This is a genomic window from Cryobacterium sp. TMT1-2-1 (genome assembly GCF_004403955.1).
Taxonomy (GTDB): Bacteria; Actinomycetota; Actinomycetes; order Actinomycetales; family Microbacteriaceae; genus Cryobacterium; species Cryobacterium psychrotolerans.
The window spans coordinates 1-20,665 of sequence record NZ_SOHC01000014.1 but is presented as its reverse complement, the minus strand read 5'-3'; the positions used below and the strand labels follow the sequence as shown (position 1 = coordinate 20,665).

Below are 20,665 nucleotides of genomic sequence, written 5' to 3'. Positions count from 1 at the left end.
GGGCGCGCCCGCCGCTGGCGGCGGTGTAGCGGTCCTCGGCGAGCTTGCGCTTGCCGGCGGGGTGGTACGGCCGGTCCTCGGCCTTGGGCGTGGGCTTCTTGCCCTCGAGCGCCTGGCGGCCCTGGCCGCCCGAGCCGACCTGCGGGCCACGGCTGCCCTTGCGCACGGCCCCGGTGCGAGCCTTGCGGTCTGTGTTCTTCATCAGTCAAAACTCCAATGTGCACCCGACGGGGTGTCTTCGATGGTGATTCCGGCGGCGACGAGCTCGTCCCGGATTCGGTCTGCGGCCGCGTAGTCGCGGCTCTGCCGGGCAATTTCGCGGTCGTCGAGCAGGCGCTCGACGAGCGCGGTGAGCGCGATCATGGCCGGTTCGTCCGTGGCAACGGACCAACCGGGCGAGAGGGGGTTGATGCCGAGGACCTCGCTCATCGCGAGCACCTGGCCGCGGGCGGATGCCGCCGCGTGCAGGTCTTCGGCATCGAGCGCGGCGTTGCCGGCGCGCACGGTTTCATGCAGCACGCCGAGGGCCTGGGGTACGGCGAGGTCGTCGTCCATGGCCTCAGCGAACTCCTCCGGCACGATTTCGACGCCCGATCCGGCGAACCGGGTGTCCGCCAGGCGCCGGTCGGCCCGGTCGAGGAAGCTCTCGATGCGCTCGAGCGCGGCCTCGGCCTCGGCGAGCGAGCCTTCGTGGAAGTCGATGGTCGAACGGTAGTGGGCCGCGCCGAGGTAGTAGCGCACGACGATGGCACGCGCCTGCTCGAGCAGCTCCGCCGCGTAGATCGAGTTGCCGATCGACTTCGACATCTTCTGGCCGTTGACGTGCACGAGGCCGTTGTGCATCCAGTAGTTGGCGAAGGCGTCGCCGGCCGCGGTGGACTGGGCGAGTTCGTTTTCGTGGTGCGGGAAGCGCAGGTCGAGACCTCCGCCGTGAATGTCGAACTGGGCGCCGAGGTAACGGGTGGCCATGGCGGAGCACTCGATGTGCCAGCCCGGGCGACCGTCGCCCCAGGGCGACGGCCAGGCTGCCGAGGCGGGCTCGTCGGTCTTGTGGCCCTTCCAGAGCGCGAAGTCGCGGGGATCTCGCTTGCCGCGCGGGTCGGCATCCGTGGCCGCTTCCATGTTGTCGAGCTTCTGCCGGGTGAGCTCGCCGTAGGCGGGCCAGCTCCTGGTGTCGAAGTAGACGTCGCCGGTATCGTCGGCGGCCGGGTAGGCGTGCCCGGCCTCGATCAGCCTCCCGATCAGGTCGAGCATGTTCTGGATGCTGGCGGTCGCGCGGGGTTCGTAGCTGGGAGCGAGGATGCCCAGCCGCTGGTAGCCGGCCGTGAACTCCAGCTCGTAGCGGTACGCCAGCGCCCACCACTGCTCAGTGGTGCCGGTGGAACTGACGAGGATCTTGTCGTCGATGTCGGTGACGTTGCGGATGAAGGTGACGTCATTGCCGCGGTAGCTGAGCCAGCGGCGCAGCTGGTCGTAGACGAGGGCGCTGCGGAGGTGGCCGATGTGCGGCGAGGACTGCACCGTGGGGCCGCAGACGTAGATCCCGACCTTGTCCGGGACGAGGGGAATGAAGTCGCGAAGCGCCTGGGCCTTCGAGTCGTACAGTCGCATGGTCACGCCTCCCAGCTTAGGACAGGGCCCCGTGCCTCGGCAGGGACCAGGAGCGCGGTGGCGATCGCCGCGATGCCCTCACCCCGGCCGGTGAAACCGAGGCCGTCGGTCGTCGTCGCCGAGACGCTGACCGGCGCGCCCAGGATCGAGCTGAGGCGAGCCTCCGACTCGGCCCGGCGCGGTGCGAGCCGGGGCCGGTTGCCGATGACCTGCACCGAGACGTTGCCCACGCGGAAGCCGGCGTCACCGACGCGGCGCAGGGTTTCGCGCAGGAAGACCTCGCCGTGGGCATCCGCCAGGGCCGCGTCGGCGGTGCCGAAGACGCCCCCGACGTCGCCGAGGCCGGCCGCCGCCAGCAGGGCGTCGCAGATGGCGTGCACGGCCGCATCTCCGTCGCTGTGCCCGGCCAGTCCGCGCTCCCCCGGCCAGTGCAAGCCTGCCAGCCACAGCTCGGACGTGTCGTCGAAGGCGTGCACGTCCAGGCCGGTGCCGACGCGGGGCGAGCCGGCGGGGTCCGCCGGGGTGGCCAGCAGCAGTTCGGCCCGGCGCAGGTCCCAGCGGGTGGTGATCTTGAAGGCGAGGGGGTCGCCCGGGATGATGCTGACCGGGAAGCCCGCGGCCGTGACGAGCGCTGCGTCATCCGTCAGCTCCTCGGTCGCCGCTCCGAAGGCCGCGACCAGCATCCGGCGCGGGAAGCCCTGCGGTGTCTGCACGGCGGAGAGCTCCCGGCGGTCGACGCCGGCGAGGACCGCGCCCCGCGGGTCGACGCGCTTGATGCTGTCGACCAGATCGAGGCCGGGCACGACGCCCGCGCCGGAGGCACGTACGGCGGCCACGACCGCGTCGCAGAGCGCCGACGGCGTCAGCGCGCGCGCCGCATCGTGCACGAGCACGGTGTCCACATCCGGCCGGAGCACGGCGAGCCCCCGTTCTACGGATGCCTGCCTGCTGTTTCCGCCGGGGACGACGTCCAGGTAGCCGCCGGCCGCGCCGGCGCGTTCGGTCGCGATGGCACGTGCCTCGTCGAGCCGATCCTCCGGGGCCACGACGATCACCTGGGCCGCTTCGCGCATGCCGAAGACGGAGTCGAGGGAGCGCTCGAGCAGGGTGCGCCCGGAGAGCGGCACGAACGCCTTGGGCAGTTCGTGTCCGAGCCGGGTTCCGCTGCCAGCGGCGACGACGATGACCGCGACCAGGGGCGCAGGTGAATCAGTCATGTCTGGAGGCTATCTGGTGAGGTCGTGCGAGTGAAGGACCGCGCCCGGGGGGCGCGTGCGGGGGCAACGAGAAAGGCGGCACCTTTCGGCGCCGCCTTTCAACGAAACGTGGGGCTAGGACGCAAGGACCTCGTCGAGAACGCTGGACGCCTTCTCTTCATCGGTCTTCTCGGCCAGGGCCAGTTCGGAGATCAGGATCTGGCGTGCCTTGGCAAGCATGCGCTTCTCCCCGGCCGACAGGCCGCGGTCCTGGTCGCGCCGCCACAGGTCGCGAACGACCTCGGACACCTTGATGACGTCACCGGAGGCGAGCTTCTCCAGGTTGGCCTTGTACCGGCGTGACCAGTTGGTGGGCTCTTCGGTGAACGGCGCGCGAAGCACCTCGAACACCTTGTCGAGTCCCTCCCGCCCGATGACGTCGCGAACGCCGACCAGGTCGACGTTCTCGGCCGGGACTTCGATGGTGAGATCACCCTGAGTGACATTGAGCTTCAGGTACAGTTTCTCTACACCCTTGATCGTCCGCGTCTTCACCTCAGTGATCGTTGCGGCTCCGTGGTGGGGATAAACGACAGTTTCGCCAACCTCAAAAAGCATGTATTCATATCCCTTCAGCAACGTCTAGGATACCACAGCCTGCGGTGGTAGGGTTCGCCGAGCAGCGCCGGGCCACGCACCCAGCCACGCACCCCTCCAGCGCCGCCTTTCCGTGAGTCTCCGGCCGCCGCCGCGAGCCCCGGGTAGGCTAAACTCAAAGCGAAAATTTGCGGCGTCCCGACCACTCGGCCGGGGCCCGAAATGACCTGGAGGTCTTGTGAGGGCGCGTATCGTCGCATCCGCCATTCTGGCGACTGCCATCCTGTCTGGGACTGCCGGCTGCGGCCTGATGGCGCCCCAGGCAACGACCATCCGCTACGACGCGAGCGACGGGGTGAGCGGCGACGTCGGCGACATCGCCGTGCGCAACGCCATCCTCGTCTCGGACGGGGCCGACTCGGCCAACCTGATCGTCACGCTCGTGAACCAGGGCGACTCGGCCCACATCGTGGGCGTGCAGTACGAATCGGACGGCGAGAAGGTGACGGAGGAGTTGACCGTCGAGGCCAACTCGACGCTCGCCCTCGGCAGCGAGGATGAGCCGGCCCTGGCCCTGCGCGGCATCGACGCCCAGCCCGGATCGCTTTTCCCGGTCTTCGTGCAGTACGGCAACGAGACCGGCGCCCGGCTGCTGGTTCCGGTGCTCGACGACACCCTGGAGCCGTACTCGACCCTGGTGCCCACGCCGGAGCCCACGCCGGTGGACTTACCCCTCCCGCAGGCCCCGACCGAGCCGCTGGAGCCGACTCCGACTCCGACCGCCGCGCCGTAACGGCGCTGCGCCTGCTGCACGACGCCGCTCCGGCATCGTGCGGCAGGCGCTGGTCAGGCCTCGAAGCGGTAGCCGAGACCCCGGACGGTCACCAGCATGACCGGTTGTGAGGGGACCGCTTCGATGCGCGAGCGAATCCGTTTGATGTGCACGTCGAGCGTCTTCGTGTCCCCGAAGTAGTCGGTGCCCCAGACCCGGTCGATCAGCTGGCCGCGCGTGAGCACGCGCCCGGCGTTTCGCAGCAGGAATTCCAGCAGCTCGAATTCCTTGAGCGGCATGTTCACCAGTTCCCCGGAGACCATGACGGCGTGGCGCTCGAGGTCCATCTCCACGGTGCCGGCGGAGAGGACATCCGGCGCCTTGTCCCGCTCGTCGACGAGGTCGGCGTGGCGCCTCAACACGGCCCGGATGCGCGCCAGCAGTTCCCGGGTGGAGTACGGCTTGGTCATATAGTCGTCGGCGCCCAGCTCGAGGCCCACGACGATGTCCACCTCGGAGTCCTTGGCGGTCAGCATGATGATCGGCACGGCTGACCGGGTGCGGATCTCCCGGCACACCTCGGTGCCCGGGATCCCTGGGAGCATGAGGTCGAGCAGGATGACGTCAGCGCCGGCCCGGTCGAATTCGCGGATCGCGCTCGGCCCGTCCTCGGCCACGCTCACCTCGTACCCTTCGCGTTCCAGGATGAAGCTCAACGGCTCACTGAGCGAGCGCTCATCTTCGACCAAAAGGATGCGGGTCACGGGGTTTCTCCTGTCGCCGCCGGAGCGGGGTGGGGCGCCTCGGGGAGGCGGATGGTAAACGTGGAGCCCTTGCCGGGCTGGGACCAGACCCGGATGTCGCCGCCGTGGTTCTGCACGACGTGCTTGACGATCGCGAGGCCGAGGCCCGTCCCCCCGGTGTGCCGGGAGCGTGCCTGGTCGACGCGGAAGAAGCGCTCGAAGATCCGGTCCAGGTCCGCTTCGGGAATCCCGACGCCCTGGTCGGTGACGGTGATCTCGACTGCGCCGTCGTTCCGGCGCACGCCAACCCCCACGCGCGACCCGTCCGGTGAGTAGTTCACGGCGTTGGCGATGAGGTTGTGCACGGCGACCACGAGCAGCCGTTCGTCGCCGTAGACCTCGGAGCGCGATTTCTTCCCCACCGCGATCGTGATGTGGTTCGCGTCCGAGACGATCCGGGCCTGGTCGACGGCCGCGGCGACGACCGCGTCGATCTTCACCAGCTCCGGCTGCGCGACGGCCTCCTGAGACTGCAGCCGGGACAGCTCGATGATCTCCTGGGTGAGGCGGCCGAGGCGGGCCGATTCGGTGGTCAGGCGGTTGGCGAAGCGGCGAACCTGCTCCGGCTCATCCGCCGCATGGACGAGCGCCTCGGCCAGCAGGCCCACCGAAGCGATCGGCGTCTTCAGTTCGTGGCTGACGTTGGCGACGAAGTCGCGGCGCACCTCGTCGAGCCGGAATGCTTCCGTACGGTCCTCGGCCAGCAGCAGCACGTAGCGCGTACCCAGCCGGGCCAGCCGCACCCGCACGTGCATGCTCGCGTCGCCGAAGGGGCCGCGCGCCAGGAGGAGGTCGTCGGAGATCGGGTCGCCGGAGCGGCGCACCCGGCGGGCCAGGTCGAGCAACTCCGGGTGCACGAGCTGCTGGTTGAACACCAGCCCCATGGCCAGCGCCCCCGGGGAGGTCTTGATCACGTTGTTGGACGGGTCCAGAACGATGCCCGCGGACTCGAGCGCGTCGAGGACCTGGTCGATCCCATCGGGGACGGCGGGGTTCACGACGTCGGCCGCGCGGCGCCCGTGTCGCTCCGCGACGTGCAGCAGAGTCACAAAACCGGCGCCAACGGCCAGCCCGAGTGCCAGCGACAGCAGCACGAGCCACGTCGATTCCATTCCTCCAGATTAGTGACTTTCTCCCGCGCCGACCGCGCCGGACGGGCCGGAGGGACGGTACGTTAGGAAGTGTTCAAACCCGCGGCACCTGCCGTTCACCTTTATCCGGCATGATCAGCCGGGACCCAGGCGGGTCTCACGCGCCAGCTGGTGCAGGATCCCAGCGGCCAGGAAGGACCACACATCCATGCGCGAAGTATTCCAACAGGAACTCGCCGAGGTGCAGGAGCGCCTCGTCGAAATCTCTCGACTCGTCGCCGTCTCGATCGAAAAGGCAACGCGCGCCTTCAACGAGTCCGACGTCAGCCTCGCCGAGGAGGTCATCGCGGATGATGACAAGATCGACGCTCTCACCGTCGAACTCGACGAGCTCGCCATTACCATCCTCGCCCGCCAGCAGCCCGTTGCCCGGGATCTGCGCATCGTCGTCAGCGCCCTGCGGATCAGCGCCTCCCTCGAGCGGATGGGCGACATGTCGACCCACATCTCCCAGCTGGCCCGGTACCGCTTCCCGGACAAGGTCATCCCGAAGAGCCTGCGCCCCACCTTCGCGGAGATGGGCGCCCTCGACGTGAAGATCGCCAACATGCTCACCGAGCTGCTGACCAACGAAGACATGGTGCTGGCCGAGACCATTCGCAACGAGGACGACAAGATCGACGCCCTGCACCTGAGCGTGTTCGACGCCGTGCTCGGCGAGACCTGGAAGGGCCAGGCCGCCGACACGGTCGACGCCACGCTCGCCAGCCGATACCACGAGCGTTTCGCCGACCATGCGGTCTCGATCGCGAAGAAGGTGCAGTACCTCGGCACCGGCGACTGGCACCAGCTCAGCGGCTCCTGACCCCTTCTTCCCTCCCCGCGAGACTGCAGTTGTGCGCGTTATGAACGACGTTTAGCGCGCACAACTGCTGTTTCGCGGGTTATTTTTTGCCTTGGGCGGCCACCGCGGCGGCGCCGGCAGCGGCGGCCTCCGGGTCGAGGTACTCGCCCGGGCCGAGCGGCATGAGGTCTTCGCCGAGCTTGTAGACGAGCGGGATGCCGGTGGGGATGTTCAACTCGGCGATGTCGGCGTCGGAGATGCCGTCGAGGTGCTTGACCAGCGCCCGCAGCGAGTTGCCGTGGGCGGTGACGAGCACGGTCTTGCCGCTGCGCAGGTCCGCCGCGATGTCGGACTCCCAGTAGGGCAGCATCCGCTCGACCACGTCTTGCAGGCACTCGGTGCGCGGCACGGCGTCGCCGAGGCCCGCGTAACGCGGGTCGTTCACCTGGGACCACCGGGAGTCGTCGGCGAGCACGGGCGGCGGAACGTCGTACGAGCGGCGCCACAGCTGGAACTGCTCCGGGCCGAACTTGTCGAGCGTCTCCGCCTTGTCCAGGCCCTGCAATGCGCCGTAGTGGCGTTCGTTCAGGCGCCAGGAGCGCTTGACGTCGATCCAGGACCGGTTGGCCTGCTCGAGCGCGAGATCGGCGGTCTGGATCGCGCGGGTCAGCACTGAGGTGTGCACGACGTCGGGGAGCAGGCCGGATTCGGCGATGAGCTCGCCGGCACGGCGGGCCTCGATGATGCCCTGTTCGCTGAGCCTCACATCCACCCACCCGGTGAAGAGGTTCTGCTGGTTCCACAGGCTCTGGCCGTGGCGGAGAAGGATGAGTGTGTAGGGGGCTGGCATGTCTCAACTCTACCGAGAGCGGGCACACCCTCCGCGAAACCGCAGTTGTGCGCGTAATAATGCGGTTTTAGCGCGCACAACTGCGGTTTCGCGGGATGGGGATGGGGCGGGGAAGGGGGATGGGGATGGGGCGGGGAAGGGGGTTAGCGGTGGGGAGTGCGGATGCCGAGGCGCGGGAGCCGCGGGATGTCGGCGACGGACCCGGCGGACTGCGGCACGATCACTTCCTGGGCGGCCGCAATCGAGATCCCCTCCGACTGCACGAAGAGGGTGCTCGTCGCCGGAATGGCGCGCTTGACCACGGCCAGCGCGATCGGCCCCAGTTCGTAGTGCCGGGCACTCGAGGTGATCTGCCCGACGGGAACCCGTTCCGGCTCTCCGCCCGGCAGCCTGCGGTCCGCCCACACCTCGTCGCCGTGCACGGGAAGCACCGAGTCGGAACCGTCCAGGTGCAGCAGCACGAGGCGGCGCGGCGGATGCCCGAGGTTGTGCACCTTGGCCACCGTTTCCTGGCCCCGGTAGCAGCCCTTGTTCAGGTGCACGGCGGTGCGCAGCCAGTCGAGCTCGTGCGGGATGGTCTTCTCGTCGACTTCGGTGGCCGCCCGCGGACGCCACGCCGCGATGCGGAGCGCCTCGAAGGCCAGCAGCCCGGCGACGGCGATGCTGCCTTGGGCGGCGGCCTCACGCAGTCCGGCCAGGGCGGCCCTGGGCACGAGGACTTCGCTCCAGAGCCAGGTCGCACCGGGGTGAACCGGGGCGTCGGCGTATTGGTAACCGCCCGCGGCCACGCCGGACCACGGATCGCGCCAGACGAGCGGCATCCCGTTCGGCGCGGCCGGTTCGAGACCCAGCGCGGCCGGCTCGGGAGCCATGGTGCCGATCACCGCGTAGTCTTCCGTCCGGTCGGTGATCTCCACCCGGAGCATGAACCGCATCTTCTCCAGCCAGGCCTGCAACCCGGGAAGCTCGGCCGCCTCGAGGAGCAGGTAGGTTTCGACGCCGTCGTCGATGACGCTCATGGCGTACTGGAGCCGGCCGGTCGGATCGAGGAGGAGCGTTTCGGTGGACACGCCGGGGGCCAGGCTCCGCAGCTCCTGGCTGGAGAGCGAGTTGAGCCAGCTCAGCCGGTCCGGTCCGGAGACCCCGAGAACCCCGTGGTGGGAGAGGTCGACGATGGCGTCGCCGGCCAGCAGCCTGCGCTGTTCAATCATCGGGTTGCCGTAGTGAGCGGCCACGCCGGCGCCCCGGCCGTCGGCCTGCACGGCGCCGTCGACGCGCAGCAGGGGGGAGCCGTCTGGTGTGGTCATGGTGCTACTCCGCCCTGGCCAGGCGTCCGGATGCGTGGGTCCGCAGGTCCTGGCCGAGTGCCGCGATGTCCCACGCCCAGAGGAGGTGCTTCTCGACGAGGCCGTAGAGACGCGTCGCGGCGGTGTAGGGCTTGGCGCCCGACGTGTGCAGGACGGCATCCGTCACCAGGTCTATCCGCGCTCCCTTGACCTGGCCGAGGTAGAGCTCGGCGACACCGCCGGGATGCACGAGCGTTACTTCGATGTCGAACCCGCCGTCCGGGTTTCGAAGTGTTTCAACCTCTTCGGCGCTCGCATAGGGCCGGTCGCCCAGGCCGGGGATGAGGCCGGGTCCCGGATCTCCCTCGCCCTGGCTGCGATGCAGGCGCCAGTACCCGGTCTCGGTGACCAGCGGCGTCGGCTCGTCGGTCGTGCCGGGGGCCGGCTCAAGCCAGGTGTACGAGTTGTAGTTCAGGTGCGGAAGTCCGTCGTGGCTGAAGCTGATCCTCTGGCCGAACTCGCGGGTGACCGACTCGTCGCCGATCGTGTAGTCCAGGACTCCGGAGCCTTCCCAGACCCCGATCAGCCACGACAGTGGCACCAGTTCGGACGGCAGGTGGGCCGGAAGCTCGAACATTGTGGTTACCGCTGCCCCCGGAACAGCCTGAGCAGCACGATCACGGAGACCCCGGCGATCGCCAGGCTGGCCAGCGCCAGCAGGCCCAGAAAGAGAAGTTCGAGTGCGATCGTCGACATGGCTTGAGTCTACCCGTCGAGAGGGGGCCGGACTCTAACCGAGTCCGATGACGGCGAAATATCCGGTCGCCAACGCGAGCACGACGACCGCGCCGACAACGCTCGAGGTGACCCGGTTCACGTAGCCTTCCTTGCGCCCGGTCGCGAGCTGCACGCAGAGCGTGGCGAGCGTGCAGCCGGCCAGGGACAGGCCGATCCAGACGAGTTCCTGGCCCCGGGCGGAGAAGATCCCGGTCAGTACCGCGCACACGACGGCGAGGAGCCACACGACCCCGATGCTCTTCCACTGCCAGCTCACCCTCCCATTGTGCCCTGCCGCGGGCCGGTTCCGCGGCAGGTAGTATGGGGCGCACCGAACTTGGAGGATGCGCGTGGCGCAGTTGTTGATCCTGACCTCGGCGGTCAACAATGAGGTTCTTCCCGCCCTGCAGTTACTGTCGCACGGCATGCGGCTCATCCCTGCGCAACCGCACCACCTGATCTCGGCGCCCGAGTCCGACCTGATCCTGGTCGACGCGCGGGACAACCTGATGGCTTCCCGGTCGCTCTGCCAGATCCTCCGGACCACCGGGATTTCGGTCCCCCTCCTGGTCGTCATCACCGAGGGCGGCCTCACCGCGGTCAGCCCGGACTGGGGCGTCGACGATGTGATCCTCGACACCGCGGGACCGGCCGAGGTCGACGCGCGCATCCGTCTGGCCGTCGGGCGCGCGCAGGTCACCGCGACGTCGCCGATGATCCGGGCGGCCGGCATCGTCATCGACGAGGCCAGCTACTCGGCCAAGGTGCACGGCAAGCCGCTCGACCTGACCTACAAGGAATTCGAGCTCCTGCGCTTCCTGGCCGCCCACCCCTCGCGCGTCTTCACCAGGGAACAACTGCTCAGCGAGGTCTGGGGCTACGACTACTTCGGCGGCACGCGCACGGTCGACGTGCACGTCCGGCGCCTGCGTGCGAAGCTGGGCGACCACGAGTCGGTCATCGGCACCGTGCGAAACGTCGGGTACCGCTTCAATGTCAGCGAGGAGGAGGACGAACGTGTCCCTCACACTCACGGTTCCTGACCTGTCGGATGCCGCCACCCGGGCGCGCTTCGAGTCCGTCGCCGCGGCTGCGACCGCGGTCGACGGCCACCCGCCGTTCAACGAACAGGCGATGCTCGACCTCGCGTCGGGCCGCCGCACCCCGCTGCTGATCTCCGTGGGCGACGAGCCTGTCGGGGCCGCGATCCTCGGGCAGGGCGAACTCGACTTCGTCATCGCGCCCGCCCATCGAGGCCACGGCCACGGCGGCGAAGCCCTCCGGCAGATCCTGGCCGACGCACCCGACCAGCTCACCGCCTGGTCGCACGGGGACCATCCGGCCGCGCGCGTCCTGGCCAATCGTTACCGCCTGGCCGCCGCTCGCACCCTGCTTCAGCTGGGCGCCTCGCTGACCCGTGAGATCCCNCCGGCCGCGCGCGTCCTGGCCAATCGTTACCGCCTGGCCGCCGCTCGCACCCTGCTTCAGCTGGGCGCCTCGCTGACCCGTGAGATCCCGGTCGAGACCGCGCCGGCCGCACACTCCGGCGCCCGGATCAGCGCGTTCCGCCCCGGCGTGGACGACGAGGAATGGGTCGCCCTCAACGCACTCGTCTTCGCGAGCCACCCGGAACAGGGCTCGCTCACCCTGGCCGACCTCGCGGCCCGGCAGACGGAGCCGTGGTTCGACCCGGGCGATTTCCTGCTCGCCCGCGACGAAGCCACCGGGGCGCTGATCGGCTACACCTGGCTCAAGATCGAGCCGGGGTCGCCGAGCGGCGAGATCTATGTGGTCGGCGTCCACCCGGATGCCGCCGGTCGCGGCCTCGGCCGCGCGCTGCTGCTCGCCGGGATGGAGCGCCTCCGGGACCGCGGCTGCACGTCGGTGACGCTCTACGTCGAGGCGCACAACACCCCGGCCGTGAACCTGTATCGCTCGCTCGGCTTCACCGATCACACGGTCGACGTCCAGTACCGCCGGCTGCCGAGTTAAGCGGCCGTCGACGAGTCTTCGTCACCCGCGCGCGGGCTGCGGTGTAAGGATGGACAGATGGACGGCGATAACATCCAGGCGGACTCCGGCCTCGGCAGCGACTTTGATGACGATTTCGACCCGCTGGTCAGCGAGAACGACCCCGCGCTGCCCAGTGACAGGTATCTCGACCGCGAGCTCAGCTGGCTCGCCTTCAACCAGCGCGTGCTGGAGCTGGCCGAGGACCCGGACCTCCCCGTGCTCGAGCGGGCGAACTTCCTCGCCATCTTCGCGAGCAACCTGGACGAGTTCTTCATGGTGCGCGTGGCCGGGCTCAAGCGCCGCATCCTGACCGGGCTGGCCGTGCCCACGAACATCGGCCGGGCGCCGCAGGAAGCCCTCTCCGACATCTCCCGCGCCGCGCATGTGCTGCAGGATCGCCACGCCAGGGCGTTCGAGGTGCTGGTGCGCCCCGCCCTGGCCGACGCCGGAGTGCACATCGTCCACTGGGAGAGCCTCGGCGAAGCCGAGCGCGCGTCGCTGCGCAACTACTTCGGCAACCAGGTCTTCCCGGTCCTGATGCCCCTCGCGGTCGACCCGGTGCATCCGTTCCCCTACATCTCCGGACTCTCCCTCAACCTCGCCGTGCGGGTGCGCAACCCGAAGACCGGCAAGCAGGAGTTCGCCCGGCTCAAGGTTCCGACCATGCTCCCCCGCTTCGTGCGGGTCGACCCCGCCGAGGGCGTCGAGAACCTCCGCTTCATCACCCTCGAAGACCTCATCGCGAACCACCTCGGCGACCTCTTCCCCGGGATGGAGATCCTCGAGCACCACGTCTTCCGCGTCACCCGCAACGAGGACGTCGAAATCGACGAGGACGAGACCGAGAACCTGATCAAGGCGCTGGAGAAGGAACTGCTCCGCCGCCGGTTCGGCCCGCCCATCCGGCTCGAAATCACCGAGAGCATGGACGACGTCACCCTGGGCCTGCTGGTGCGGGAGCTGGATGTCACCGAGCACGAGGTCTACCGGCTGCCCGCGCCGCTCGACCTCGGCGGCCTGTTCGACCTGCGGATCGACCGGCCGGACCTGCACTTCCCGAGGCATGTGCCCACGACGGCCGTGCAGCTCATGCCGGCCGAGCCCAACGCCGAACCGGACATCTTCAGCGCCATCGGCCGCCAGGACATCCTGCTGCACCACCCGTACGAATCGTTCGCGACGAGCGTGCAGGCCTTCCTCGAACAGGCCGCCGCCGACCCGAACGTGCTCGCCATCAAGCAGACGCTGTACCGCACCTCCGGCGACAGCCCCATCGTGTCCGCGCTCATCGACGCGGCGGAATCGGGCAAGCAGGTGCTCGCCCTGGTCGAGATCAAGGCCCGGTTCGACGAGCAGGCCAACATCTCCTGGGCGCGGAAGCTGGAGAAGGCCGGGGTGCATGTCGTCTACGGGCTCGTGGGCCTGAAGACGCACTGCAAGCTGGCCCTGGTCGTGCGCAACGAGCAGGGCGTGCTGCGCCACTACAGCCACATCGGCACGGGCAACTACAACCCGAAGACCAGCCGCCTCTACGAAGACCTCGGGCTCCTGACCGCGGACCCCCAGGTCGGCAAGGACCTCACCCGACTCTTCAACGAACTCTCCGGCTACGCGATCGAGAAGAAGTTCAAGCGTCTCCTCGTCGCCCCGCTGCACCTCCGCAGGGCGCTGCTCAAGCGGATCGCGGACGAAACGGCCAGCGCCGTCGCCGGCAAGCCGTCGGGCATCCGGATCAAGGTGAACTCCATGGTCGACGAGGCCATCATCGACGCCCTGTACCGGGCCAGCCAGGCCGGGGTGCGGGTCGACGTCTGGGTGCGCGGCATCTGCAGCCTGAAACCCGGCGTGCCCGGGATGAGCGAGAACATCCGGGTGCGGTCGATCCTGGGCCGTTACCTCGAGCATTCACGGATTTTCTCCTTCCACACCGGAGGCGACACGCAGGTTTACATTGGCAGCGCCGACATGATGCACCGAAACCTCGACCGTCGGGTGGAGGCGCTGGTGCGCCTGGTCGACTCCGAGCATCTCGCCGAGATCGACGCGCTGTTCACCCGGGCAATGGACGACCGCACGTCCTCGTGGTGGCTCGATGCGACCGGGGAGTGGACGCGCCATCACCAGGACGACGCCGGCCACCCGCTCGACGACATGCAGAACCGGCTCATGCAACAGACGATTCACCGCAAGCGCCCGGTGGGCCGCCGATGACCGAGACCGCGGTATACGCGGCGGGCGCCGTGTGCTGGCGACTCGTCGAGGGCAAGCCGCACGTGCTCCTGATCCACCGGACCGTGCACGGCGACGTGACCATCCCCAAGGGGAAGGTCGACCCCGGCGAGTCCCTCCCCCGCACCGCCGTGCGGGAAATCGAGGAGGAGACCGGCCTGGCCGTCGCGCTCGGCGTGCCGCTGGGCGTATCGCACTACGACCTGCCGGGCGGGCGGGAGAAGATCGTGCACTACTGGGCCGCCGAGGTGACCCCGGAGGCGATCCGGCGTTCGACGTTCGTGCCCAACGGTGAGGTCGCCGCGATCGAGTGGGTCACGATCAAGAAGGCCAGGACCTACCTGAGCTACGGCGCCGACGTCGAAATTCTCGAGTCGTTCGCCCGGCTGGTCGACAACGGGGTCACGAGCACGTTCGCCCTCATCGCCCTGCGCCATGCGAAGGCCGCGCCGCCGCGCAGCTGGGAAGGGCCGGACAGCACGAGACCGCTCACCGAACACGGCGTGCAGCAGGCGGCCGGAATCGTGGAGGCGATCACCGCGTGGCGGCCCCGTCGGATCTTCACGAGCACCGCGACGCGGTGCGTGACGACCGTCGCTCCCCTGGCCGCAGCCACCGGCATGAAGATCAAGCGCACCGAGCGACTCAGCCAGGAGGCCTTCGAGGAGGGCACCGGCGATGTGCGCGCGGCAATCGGCAAACGGGTTCGGGCCCGCAAGACGGCCGTGCTCTGCAGCCACGGCCCGGTGCTCCCGGAGATCCTGCGCGAAATCGCGTTGGCCACCGGAACCACGATCGGCGCTTACATTGCGGATGCCGCCGACCTCGAACCCGGCGGATTCTCGGTCGTTCACCTGTCGACGGATAACCCGAGTTCGGGCATCATCACAATAGAAACTCATTCGCCCCGGGTGTGACCCGGTCGGTGGCAGGTTGCCCGCAGCCGTTCACCTCCCGTTCACCAACCGGGGGGAGGTCCGTTAACCCGCCCGGGTAGCGTAGCTCGCGGGCCAGCACCGGCCCTGCCCAGCAGTTAGTCACTTGCATTCAACCCTCGAAAGGGATCCTCGTGAATTTCAAGCAGTATGGCCGACCCGCGGTCATCGCTATCGCAGCCGCCCTCGCACTCTCCTCCTGCGCCGCCAACGAGGGCGCAGCCCCCGACAAGGCCGCGAGCGACCTGTCCGGCACGATCAACGCCGGCGGCGCCTCCTCGCAGCAGGCAGCACAGGAAGCGTGGACCGCCGCCTTCCAGACGACAAACCCCGACGTCACGATCAACTACGACCCCTCCGGCTCCGGAGCGGGCCGCGAAGCCTTCATCTCCGGCGGCTCCGACTTCGCCGGCTCGGACTCGTTCCTGAAGGACGAAGAGCTGGCGGGCGAGTTCGCCACCTGCGCCCCCGACACCAAGGCAGTCGACCTGCCCGTGTACATCTCGCCGATCGCCGTGATCTTCAACGTCGAGGGAGTCACCGACCTCAACCTGGACGCCGCCACGCTCGCCAAGATCTTCAAGGGCGACATCACGACCTGGAACGACCCGGCAATCGCCGCCCTGAACAAGGACGCGAAGCTCCCGTCGACGCCGATCACCGCCGTGCACCGCTCGGACGACTCGGGCACCACGAAGAACTTCGCGGACTACCTGGGCCAGAACGCGCCCGATGTGTGGACCGAAAAGGCCGAAGACCCGTTCCCGTACAAGACCGGCGAGGGCGCGCAGGGCACCTCCGGTGTCGTTGACGCCGTCACCAATGGCGTGGGCACCATCGGCTACGCCGACGCCTCACGCGCCGGAGACCTGGGCGTCGCAAAGATCAAGGTCGGCGACAAGTTCGTCGGTTACACCGCGGACGCCGCGGCCGCCGTCGTGAACGACTCGCCCCTCGTCGAGGGCCGCGACGCCAGCGACCTCGCCATCGCCCTCGACCGCAAGACCACCGACGCGACGCACTACCCGCTCGTTCTGGTGAGCTACGCGATCGTCTGCACCGAGTACGCCGACGCCGACAAGGCCGCACTCGTCAAGGAGTACGTCGGCTACATGGCGGGCGCCGAGGGACAGGCCGAGGCTGCCAAGTCCGCCGGAGCCGCCCCGCTCTCGACCGAGTTGCAGGACAAGGTCGCGGCGGTACTGAAAACCGTCAAGTAACACAACTCGAACCTGCCCGGCCCGGAACGTCGCATTGCATGCGGCTGACGGGTCGGGCAGACTGGGGTTTGTGGCCGTCGGCTCCATTCCCCCGTTACAACGACTTCACCCAAGCGCTCCAGGGAGACACCGGCAATGACCACCGCAGTTGACCGCGATGCACTCCGGACCACCCAGCGGGTCGGCGACCGGGTCTTTTCCACCGCCACGATCGTGGCCGGCAGTCTCATCCTCGCGGTGCTCGCCGCCGTCGCCATCTTCCTGTTCGTGCAGAGCATCCCGGCATTCCTGGCCGTCCCGGAGGACTTCGACCCGGGCGTGTCCAACTTCTGGGCCTACGTCTGGCCGCTCGCGTTCGGCACCCTCTGGTCGGCCTTGCTCGCGCTGATCATGGCCATCCCCGTGGCCATCGGAATCGCGCTGTTCATCTCGCACTACGCTCCGCGCAAGGTGTCGCAGGGCCTGGGCTACATCATCGACCTGCTCGCCGCGGTGCCGTCCGTGGTCTTCGGCCTGTGGGGCATCGGCGTGCTGGCGCCCATGCTTCAGCCGTTCTACAGCACCCTGGTCGAATGGTTCGGCTGGTTCCCGCTCTTCGCTGGGCCGGTCTCCGGTACCGGCCGCACGATTTTCACCGTCGCGATCGTCCTCGCCGTCATGGTCCTGCCGATCATCACCGCGATCTCGCGGGAGGTCTTCCTGCAGACGCCGGTCCTGCACGAGGAAGCCGCCCTTGCCCTCGGCGCCACCCGCTGGGAAATGATCACCATGGCCGTGCTCCCCTTCGGACGCGCGGGCATCATCTCGGCCGCCATGCTCGGCCTCGGCCGCGCCCTCGGCGAGACCATGGCCGTCGCCATGGTGCTCTCCCCGAGCCCCCAGGTCATCTTCCAGCTGCTGACCTCGCAGAACCCGACCACCATCGCGGCGAACATCGCGCTGAACTTCCCTGAGGCGCACGGCGTCGGCGTGAACATCCTGCTCGCGACCGGGCTGATCCTGTTCGTCATCACCCTCGCCGTGAATATGCTCGCCCGCTACATCATCAACCGCCGCAAGGCATTCTCGGGAGCGAACTGATGAGCACCACCACCGTCGGCGCGCCGCTCACCAACTCGCTCACCGCCGGCAAACTCCCCAAGCACACGTCCCTGGCCGTCCTGGCGGCGAGCTGGCTGGTGGCCGGTGCCGTGTTCCTGATGCTGCAGCTGTCGGGAGCCAGCGAGGATTTCAACATCGCCGGCACGCTCGTCTTCGGCACCGTGCTCTACGGCATCGCCATCTACCTGCTCTCCTACTTCGTCGAGGGAGTGCGCAAGGCCAAGGACCGCCTGGTCACCGCCCTCGTGACGGCAGCGTTCGTGGTCGCGCTCCTGCCGCTCGCGTCACTGGTCGTGACGACCGTCACCAACGGCCTGCCCGCGTTCCTCACGCCGACGTTCTTCACGTCGTCGCAGCGCAACGTGGTCGGCGCCGGCGGCGGCGCCCTGCACGCGGTCGTGGGCACACTGCTCATCACCGGACTGGCCGGGATCATTTCGGTTCCGATCGGGCTGCTCGCCGCGATCTACCTCACCGAGTACGGGCGCGGCCGCCTCGCGCGCGGCATCACGTTCTTCGTCGACGTGATGACCGGGATCCCCTCGATCGTCGCCGGGCTGTTCGCCTTCGCCCTCTTCTCGCTCCTGTTCGACGACCCCGGGATCCGCTTCGGGTTCGGTGGGGCGATCGCGTTGTGCGTGCTGATGATTCCGGTGGTCGTGCGCTCGAGCGAGGAAATGCTCAAGCTCGTGCCCAACGAACTGCGTGAGGCCGCGTACGCGCTCGGGGTTCCGAAGTGGCTCACGATCGTCAAGGTCGTGCTGCCGACATCCATCGCCGGAATCATCACCGGCGTCATGATCTCGATCTCCCGCGTGATCGGCGAGACCGCGCCGCTGCTGATCATCTCCGGCTTCACGGCGAGCATGAACTACAACCTGTTCAGCGAGCGGATGATGACGCTGCCGGTGTTCGTGTACAACCAGTACGCCAACCAGGGCACCGACGCGCAGGCCTACATCGACCGGGCCTGGGCAGGCGCGCTGACGCTCATCCTGATCGTCATGGTGCTCAACGGCCTCGCCCGGCTCATCGCCAAGATCTTTTCCCCCAAGCTCGGCCGCTAGCCGTCAACTCGAAGGATTACATGTCCAAGCGCATCGAAGTCACCGACCTCAACGCCTTCTACGGCAAGTTCCTCGCCGTCGAAGGGGTCTCCCTGACGATCGAGCCCCGCAGCGTGACGGCCTTCATCGGGCCCAGCGGCTGCGGCAAGTCCACCCTGCTGCGCACCCTCAACCGCATGCACGAGGTCATCCCGGGCGCCTTCGTCGAGGGCGAGGTGCTCATCGACGGCAACAACCTGTACGGTCCCGGCGTGGACCCGGTGCTCGTTCGCCGCCAGGTGGGCATGGTGTTCCAGCGCCCGAACCCGTTCCCCACCATGTCGATCCAGGACAACGTGCTGGCCGGCGTGAAGCTCAACAACCGGCGGATGTCCAAGGGCGACGCGGATGACCTCACCGAGAAGTCCCTCCGCGGCGCCAACCTCTGGAACGAGGTCAAGGACCGCCTGAACGGGCCGGGTTCGGGCCTCTCCGGCGGCCAGCAGCAGCGCCTCTGCATCGCCCGCGCGATCGCGGTCGAGCCCGACGTCATCCTGATGGACGAGCCGTGCTCGGCGCTCGACCCCATCTCCACGCTCGCGATCGAGGACCTCATCGAGGAGATGAAGGCCGACTACACGATCGTGATCGTGACACACAACATGCAGCAGGCATCCCGCGTCTCCGACCGCACGGCCTTCTTCAACATCGCCGGCACCGGAAAGCCGGGCAAGCTGATCGAGTACGACGACACGACCACGATCTTCTCCAACCCGAGCGTGCAGTCCACCGAGGACTACGTCTCCGGCCGCTTCGGCTAACCCGCCCGTCAGGCGGTGCGGCCGAGCAGGTAGGCGTTGAAGGCGCTGGTGCGCTCGGCGTCGACCGGGAACGGTGCGCCGTCGAGCTCGGTCACGGCGACGGCGAGGCGCACGCTGGAGACCAGCCAGGCGGCATCCGCTGCCCGCAGCTCGTCGACCGGGATGTCGCGGTATTCGACGCCCTCCCCCGCCGCCTCCAGGTACTCGAACAGGCTCTGCTGGGTGGTGCCGTGCAGGATGGCGCCGCTCGGCGCCGGGGTGACGTACCTGCCGCCCGAGCGGATGACCACGCTCGAGGTGGGTCCCTCCATCACGTAGCCGTCGTGGGTGACGAAGATGGTGTCGTCCGCGCCGCGGCGCTTGGCCTCGCGCAGCGCGGCCATGTTGATCGCGTAGCTGAGCGTCTTGGCGCCCATGAGCAGCCAGGGCGCGACCTCTGCGACCCCGCGCGGGTAGCCGCGGTCGAGCGTGATCACGCGCACACCGTGGTCGCGGACGGCGCGGTAGTCGGGCGCCCTGGTCGCGTGCAGCCAGGCCGTCGGCGCCGGGCCGGACTCGACGCCGCGGCTGAGCACGAACTTGAGGGCGAGTTCGCCGTCCTTGGGAAGACGGTCCACCGCGTGGGCGATGGCCGCGCGCCACTGGGCCGGATTCGGTACCGGGAGTTCGCAGATCTGGGCGGAGTTCACCAGCCGGCTGATGTGCGGCTCGACCTCCTGCGGGTGGCCGTTGACCACGCTGAGCGTCTCGAAGATGCCGTCGCCGCGCTGCGTGCTGAGCTCCCCCACCCGCAGGGCCGGTGCGGCGGAGTCCATCTCGTGGAAGGTGTCCTCGAAGTTTGTGCGGGACGAATCCGCGGGCACCGGGTCGATCAGCAGGGTGAAGGGCAGGTTCATGCCCCGAGCCTACTGGCATCTCCGGGCCCGGGCAGGGCCGCTGGCGAGTGTCAGCTCTGATTGTCAGCTCTGGATGGCGACGATCGGCGCCGAGGTGGGCTGCGGCGAGCCGCCCTGCGGCTCGACGGTCACGCCGACCTGGTCGCCGGCATGCATGGTGCCCTCAAGCACCCGCCAGACCGTTCCGGATCCGGTCGAGTCGAACGTTCCGGCGGGGACCGCCCCGGCGTCGTTCATGTACCAGAGCTGGTAGTCCTGGTCGGCCGACAGCGCGGGCAGGTCCTGGACCATCAGTGCCGACAGCCCGAGCTCACCCGACCAGACCAGGGTGGCCGGCTGGCCGTCCGTGGTCGTGGTCGCGGCGCGCTGGGCGTCGGGAGCGGCGTTGATCTCGGCGAGCTGGGCCGCCTGCTGCTGCTCGAACTGGTTCGAGTTCAGGGCCTGGCCGACGAAGGTACCGCCGGCGAACAGGGCGACGGCGGCCGCGGCGGCGACCAGCATCCCGGCCGGGCGCTGGAACCAGCGCCTCTGGGCGCGGTCGGCCGCGGCGGAGCGCCTGGTGGAGGGCTCGGCGGGC

General features: G+C 68.7%; 21 protein-coding genes and 1 pseudogene. 10 read left to right on the top strand and 12 right to left on the bottom strand.

Annotated features, from left to right (window positions below):
* The 4 genes and pseudogenes from E3T33_RS01710 to E3T33_RS01695 all read right to left on the bottom strand — a co-directional run.
* A pseudogene (locus E3T33_RS01710) lies at positions 1 to 202 on the bottom strand (23S rRNA (guanosine(2251)-2'-O)-methyltransferase RlmB); the annotation flags it as partial.
* Complete coding sequence (cysS, locus tag E3T33_RS01705; protein ID WP_092322201.1) at positions 202 to 1,617, bottom strand: cysteine--tRNA ligase; 1,416 nt, start codon at positions 1,615 to 1,617, stop codon at positions 202 to 204. The gene cysS and the pseudogene E3T33_RS01710, both read right to left, overlap by 1 nt.
* Positions 1,614 to 2,828, bottom strand: coding sequence for a 2-C-methyl-D-erythritol 4-phosphate cytidylyltransferase (ispD, locus tag E3T33_RS01700; protein WP_134574595.1), 1,215 nt, complete (start codon positions 2,826 to 2,828; stop codon positions 1,614 to 1,616). Before ispD ends, cysS begins: the two co-directional genes overlap by 4 nt.
* A gap of 114 nt (positions 2,829 to 2,942) precedes the next feature.
* On the bottom strand, positions 2,943 to 3,425 hold the full coding sequence (locus E3T33_RS01695) for a CarD family transcriptional regulator (RefSeq protein WP_092322204.1): 483 nt from the start codon (positions 3,423 to 3,425) through the stop codon (positions 2,943 to 2,945).
* Between the two features lie 289 nt (positions 3,426 to 3,714).
* On the opposite strand from E3T33_RS01695, the gene E3T33_RS01690 reads away from it, so the two are divergent.
* The gene (locus E3T33_RS01690) at positions 3,715 to 4,197 is read left to right on the top strand and encodes a hypothetical protein (RefSeq protein ID WP_174843262.1); all 483 of its coding nucleotides are present in this window, start codon (positions 3,715 to 3,717) and stop codon (positions 4,195 to 4,197) included.
* 53 nt (positions 4,198 to 4,250) lie between these two features.
* Here the strand turns inward: E3T33_RS01690 and E3T33_RS01685 are convergent, their stop codons facing one another.
* Together E3T33_RS01685 and E3T33_RS01680 are read right to left on the bottom strand one after the other, a co-directional pair.
* The gene (locus E3T33_RS01685; protein ID WP_092322206.1) at positions 4,251 to 4,940 is read right to left on the bottom strand and encodes a response regulator transcription factor; all 690 of its coding nucleotides are present in this window, start codon (positions 4,938 to 4,940) and stop codon (positions 4,251 to 4,253) included.
* Positions 4,937 to 6,091, bottom strand: a complete 1,155-nt coding sequence (locus E3T33_RS01680; RefSeq protein WP_134574594.1) for an ATP-binding protein — start codon at positions 6,089 to 6,091, stop codon at positions 4,937 to 4,939. Before E3T33_RS01680 ends, E3T33_RS01685 begins: the two co-directional genes overlap by 4 nt.
* A gap of 187 nt (positions 6,092 to 6,278) precedes the next feature.
* Here E3T33_RS01680 and phoU point away from each other — a divergent pair, with 187 nt between their 5' ends.
* Positions 6,279 to 6,935, top strand: a complete 657-nt coding sequence (gene phoU, locus E3T33_RS01675) for a phosphate signaling complex protein PhoU (protein ID WP_092322210.1) — start codon at positions 6,279 to 6,281, stop codon at positions 6,933 to 6,935.
* Between the two features lie 79 nt (positions 6,936 to 7,014).
* Here phoU and E3T33_RS01670 read toward each other — a convergent pair whose 3' ends face one another.
* The 4 genes from E3T33_RS01670 to E3T33_RS01655 form a co-directional block, all read right to left on the bottom strand.
* Positions 7,015 to 7,764, bottom strand: a complete 750-nt coding sequence (locus E3T33_RS01670) for a phosphoglyceromutase (RefSeq protein ID WP_134574593.1) — start codon at positions 7,762 to 7,764, stop codon at positions 7,015 to 7,017.
* A 143-nt stretch (positions 7,765 to 7,907) separates the two neighbouring features.
* On the bottom strand, positions 7,908 to 9,071 hold the full coding sequence (locus E3T33_RS01665; protein ID WP_134574592.1) for a glycine cleavage T C-terminal barrel domain-containing protein: 1,164 nt from the start codon (positions 9,069 to 9,071) through the stop codon (positions 7,908 to 7,910).
* 4 nt (positions 9,072 to 9,075) lie between these two features.
* Positions 9,076 to 9,687, bottom strand: coding sequence for an FABP family protein (locus E3T33_RS01660; RefSeq protein ID WP_092322216.1), 612 nt, complete (start codon positions 9,685 to 9,687; stop codon positions 9,076 to 9,078).
* 153 nt (positions 9,688 to 9,840) lie between these two features.
* Positions 9,841 to 10,104 carry a hypothetical protein gene (locus E3T33_RS01655; RefSeq protein WP_092322217.1) on the bottom strand — a complete coding sequence of 88 codons (264 nt, stop codon included), beginning with the start codon at positions 10,102 to 10,104 and terminating at the stop codon, positions 9,841 to 9,843.
* A 73-nt stretch (positions 10,105 to 10,177) separates the two neighbouring features.
* Between E3T33_RS01655 and E3T33_RS01650 the strand changes: the two genes are divergently transcribed.
* The 8 genes from E3T33_RS01650 to pstB all read left to right on the top strand — a co-directional run bounded on the left by E3T33_RS01650 (position 10,178) and on the right by pstB (position 19,192).
* Complete coding sequence (locus E3T33_RS01650) at positions 10,178 to 10,870, top strand: response regulator transcription factor (RefSeq protein ID WP_174775319.1); 693 nt, start codon at positions 10,178 to 10,180, stop codon at positions 10,868 to 10,870.
* Complete coding sequence (gene mshD / locus E3T33_RS01645) at positions 10,845 to 11,819, top strand: mycothiol synthase (protein WP_241982790.1); 975 nt, start codon at positions 10,845 to 10,847, stop codon at positions 11,817 to 11,819. The genes E3T33_RS01650 and mshD overlap by 26 nt, the downstream gene beginning before the upstream one ends.
* Positions 11,820 to 11,876: 57 nt before the next feature.
* Entirely contained in the window at positions 11,877 to 14,051 is a 2,175-nt protein-coding gene (locus tag E3T33_RS01640; protein ID WP_134574590.1) for an RNA degradosome polyphosphate kinase, read from the top strand.
* Positions 14,048 to 14,986 carry an NUDIX domain-containing protein gene (locus E3T33_RS01635; protein ID WP_134574589.1) on the top strand — a complete coding sequence of 313 codons (939 nt, stop codon included), beginning with the start codon at positions 14,048 to 14,050 and terminating at the stop codon, positions 14,984 to 14,986. Before E3T33_RS01640 ends, E3T33_RS01635 begins: the two co-directional genes overlap by 4 nt.
* Before the next feature lie 152 nt (positions 14,987 to 15,138).
* Positions 15,139 to 16,224: a phosphate ABC transporter substrate-binding protein PstS gene (gene pstS, locus E3T33_RS01630; RefSeq protein WP_134574588.1), complete on the top strand. Its 1,086-nt coding sequence runs from the start codon at positions 15,139 to 15,141 to the stop codon at positions 16,222 to 16,224.
* Positions 16,225 to 16,359: 135 nt separating this feature from the next.
* Positions 16,360 to 17,304: a phosphate ABC transporter permease subunit PstC gene (gene pstC, locus E3T33_RS01625; RefSeq protein WP_092322226.1), complete on the top strand. Its 945-nt coding sequence runs from the start codon at positions 16,360 to 16,362 to the stop codon at positions 17,302 to 17,304.
* Positions 17,304 to 18,392 carry a phosphate ABC transporter permease PstA gene (pstA, locus tag E3T33_RS01620; RefSeq protein WP_134574587.1) on the top strand — a complete coding sequence of 363 codons (1,089 nt, stop codon included), beginning with the start codon at positions 17,304 to 17,306 and terminating at the stop codon, positions 18,390 to 18,392. Before pstC ends, pstA begins: the two co-directional genes overlap by 1 nt.
* Before the next feature lie 20 nt (positions 18,393 to 18,412).
* Entirely contained in the window at positions 18,413 to 19,192 is a 780-nt protein-coding gene (pstB, locus tag E3T33_RS01615; protein WP_134574586.1) for a phosphate ABC transporter ATP-binding protein PstB, read from the top strand.
* Between the two features lie 8 nt (positions 19,193 to 19,200).
* Here the strand turns inward: pstB and E3T33_RS01610 are convergent, their stop codons facing one another.
* Positions 19,201 to 20,088, bottom strand: a complete 888-nt coding sequence (locus tag E3T33_RS01610) for an aminodeoxychorismate lyase (RefSeq protein WP_134574585.1) — start codon at positions 20,086 to 20,088, stop codon at positions 19,201 to 19,203.
* Between the two features lie 63 nt (positions 20,089 to 20,151).
* A partial coding sequence (locus E3T33_RS01605; RefSeq protein ID WP_134574584.1) for an anti-sigma factor occupies positions 20,152 to 20,665 on the bottom strand: 514 nt, incomplete at its 5' end.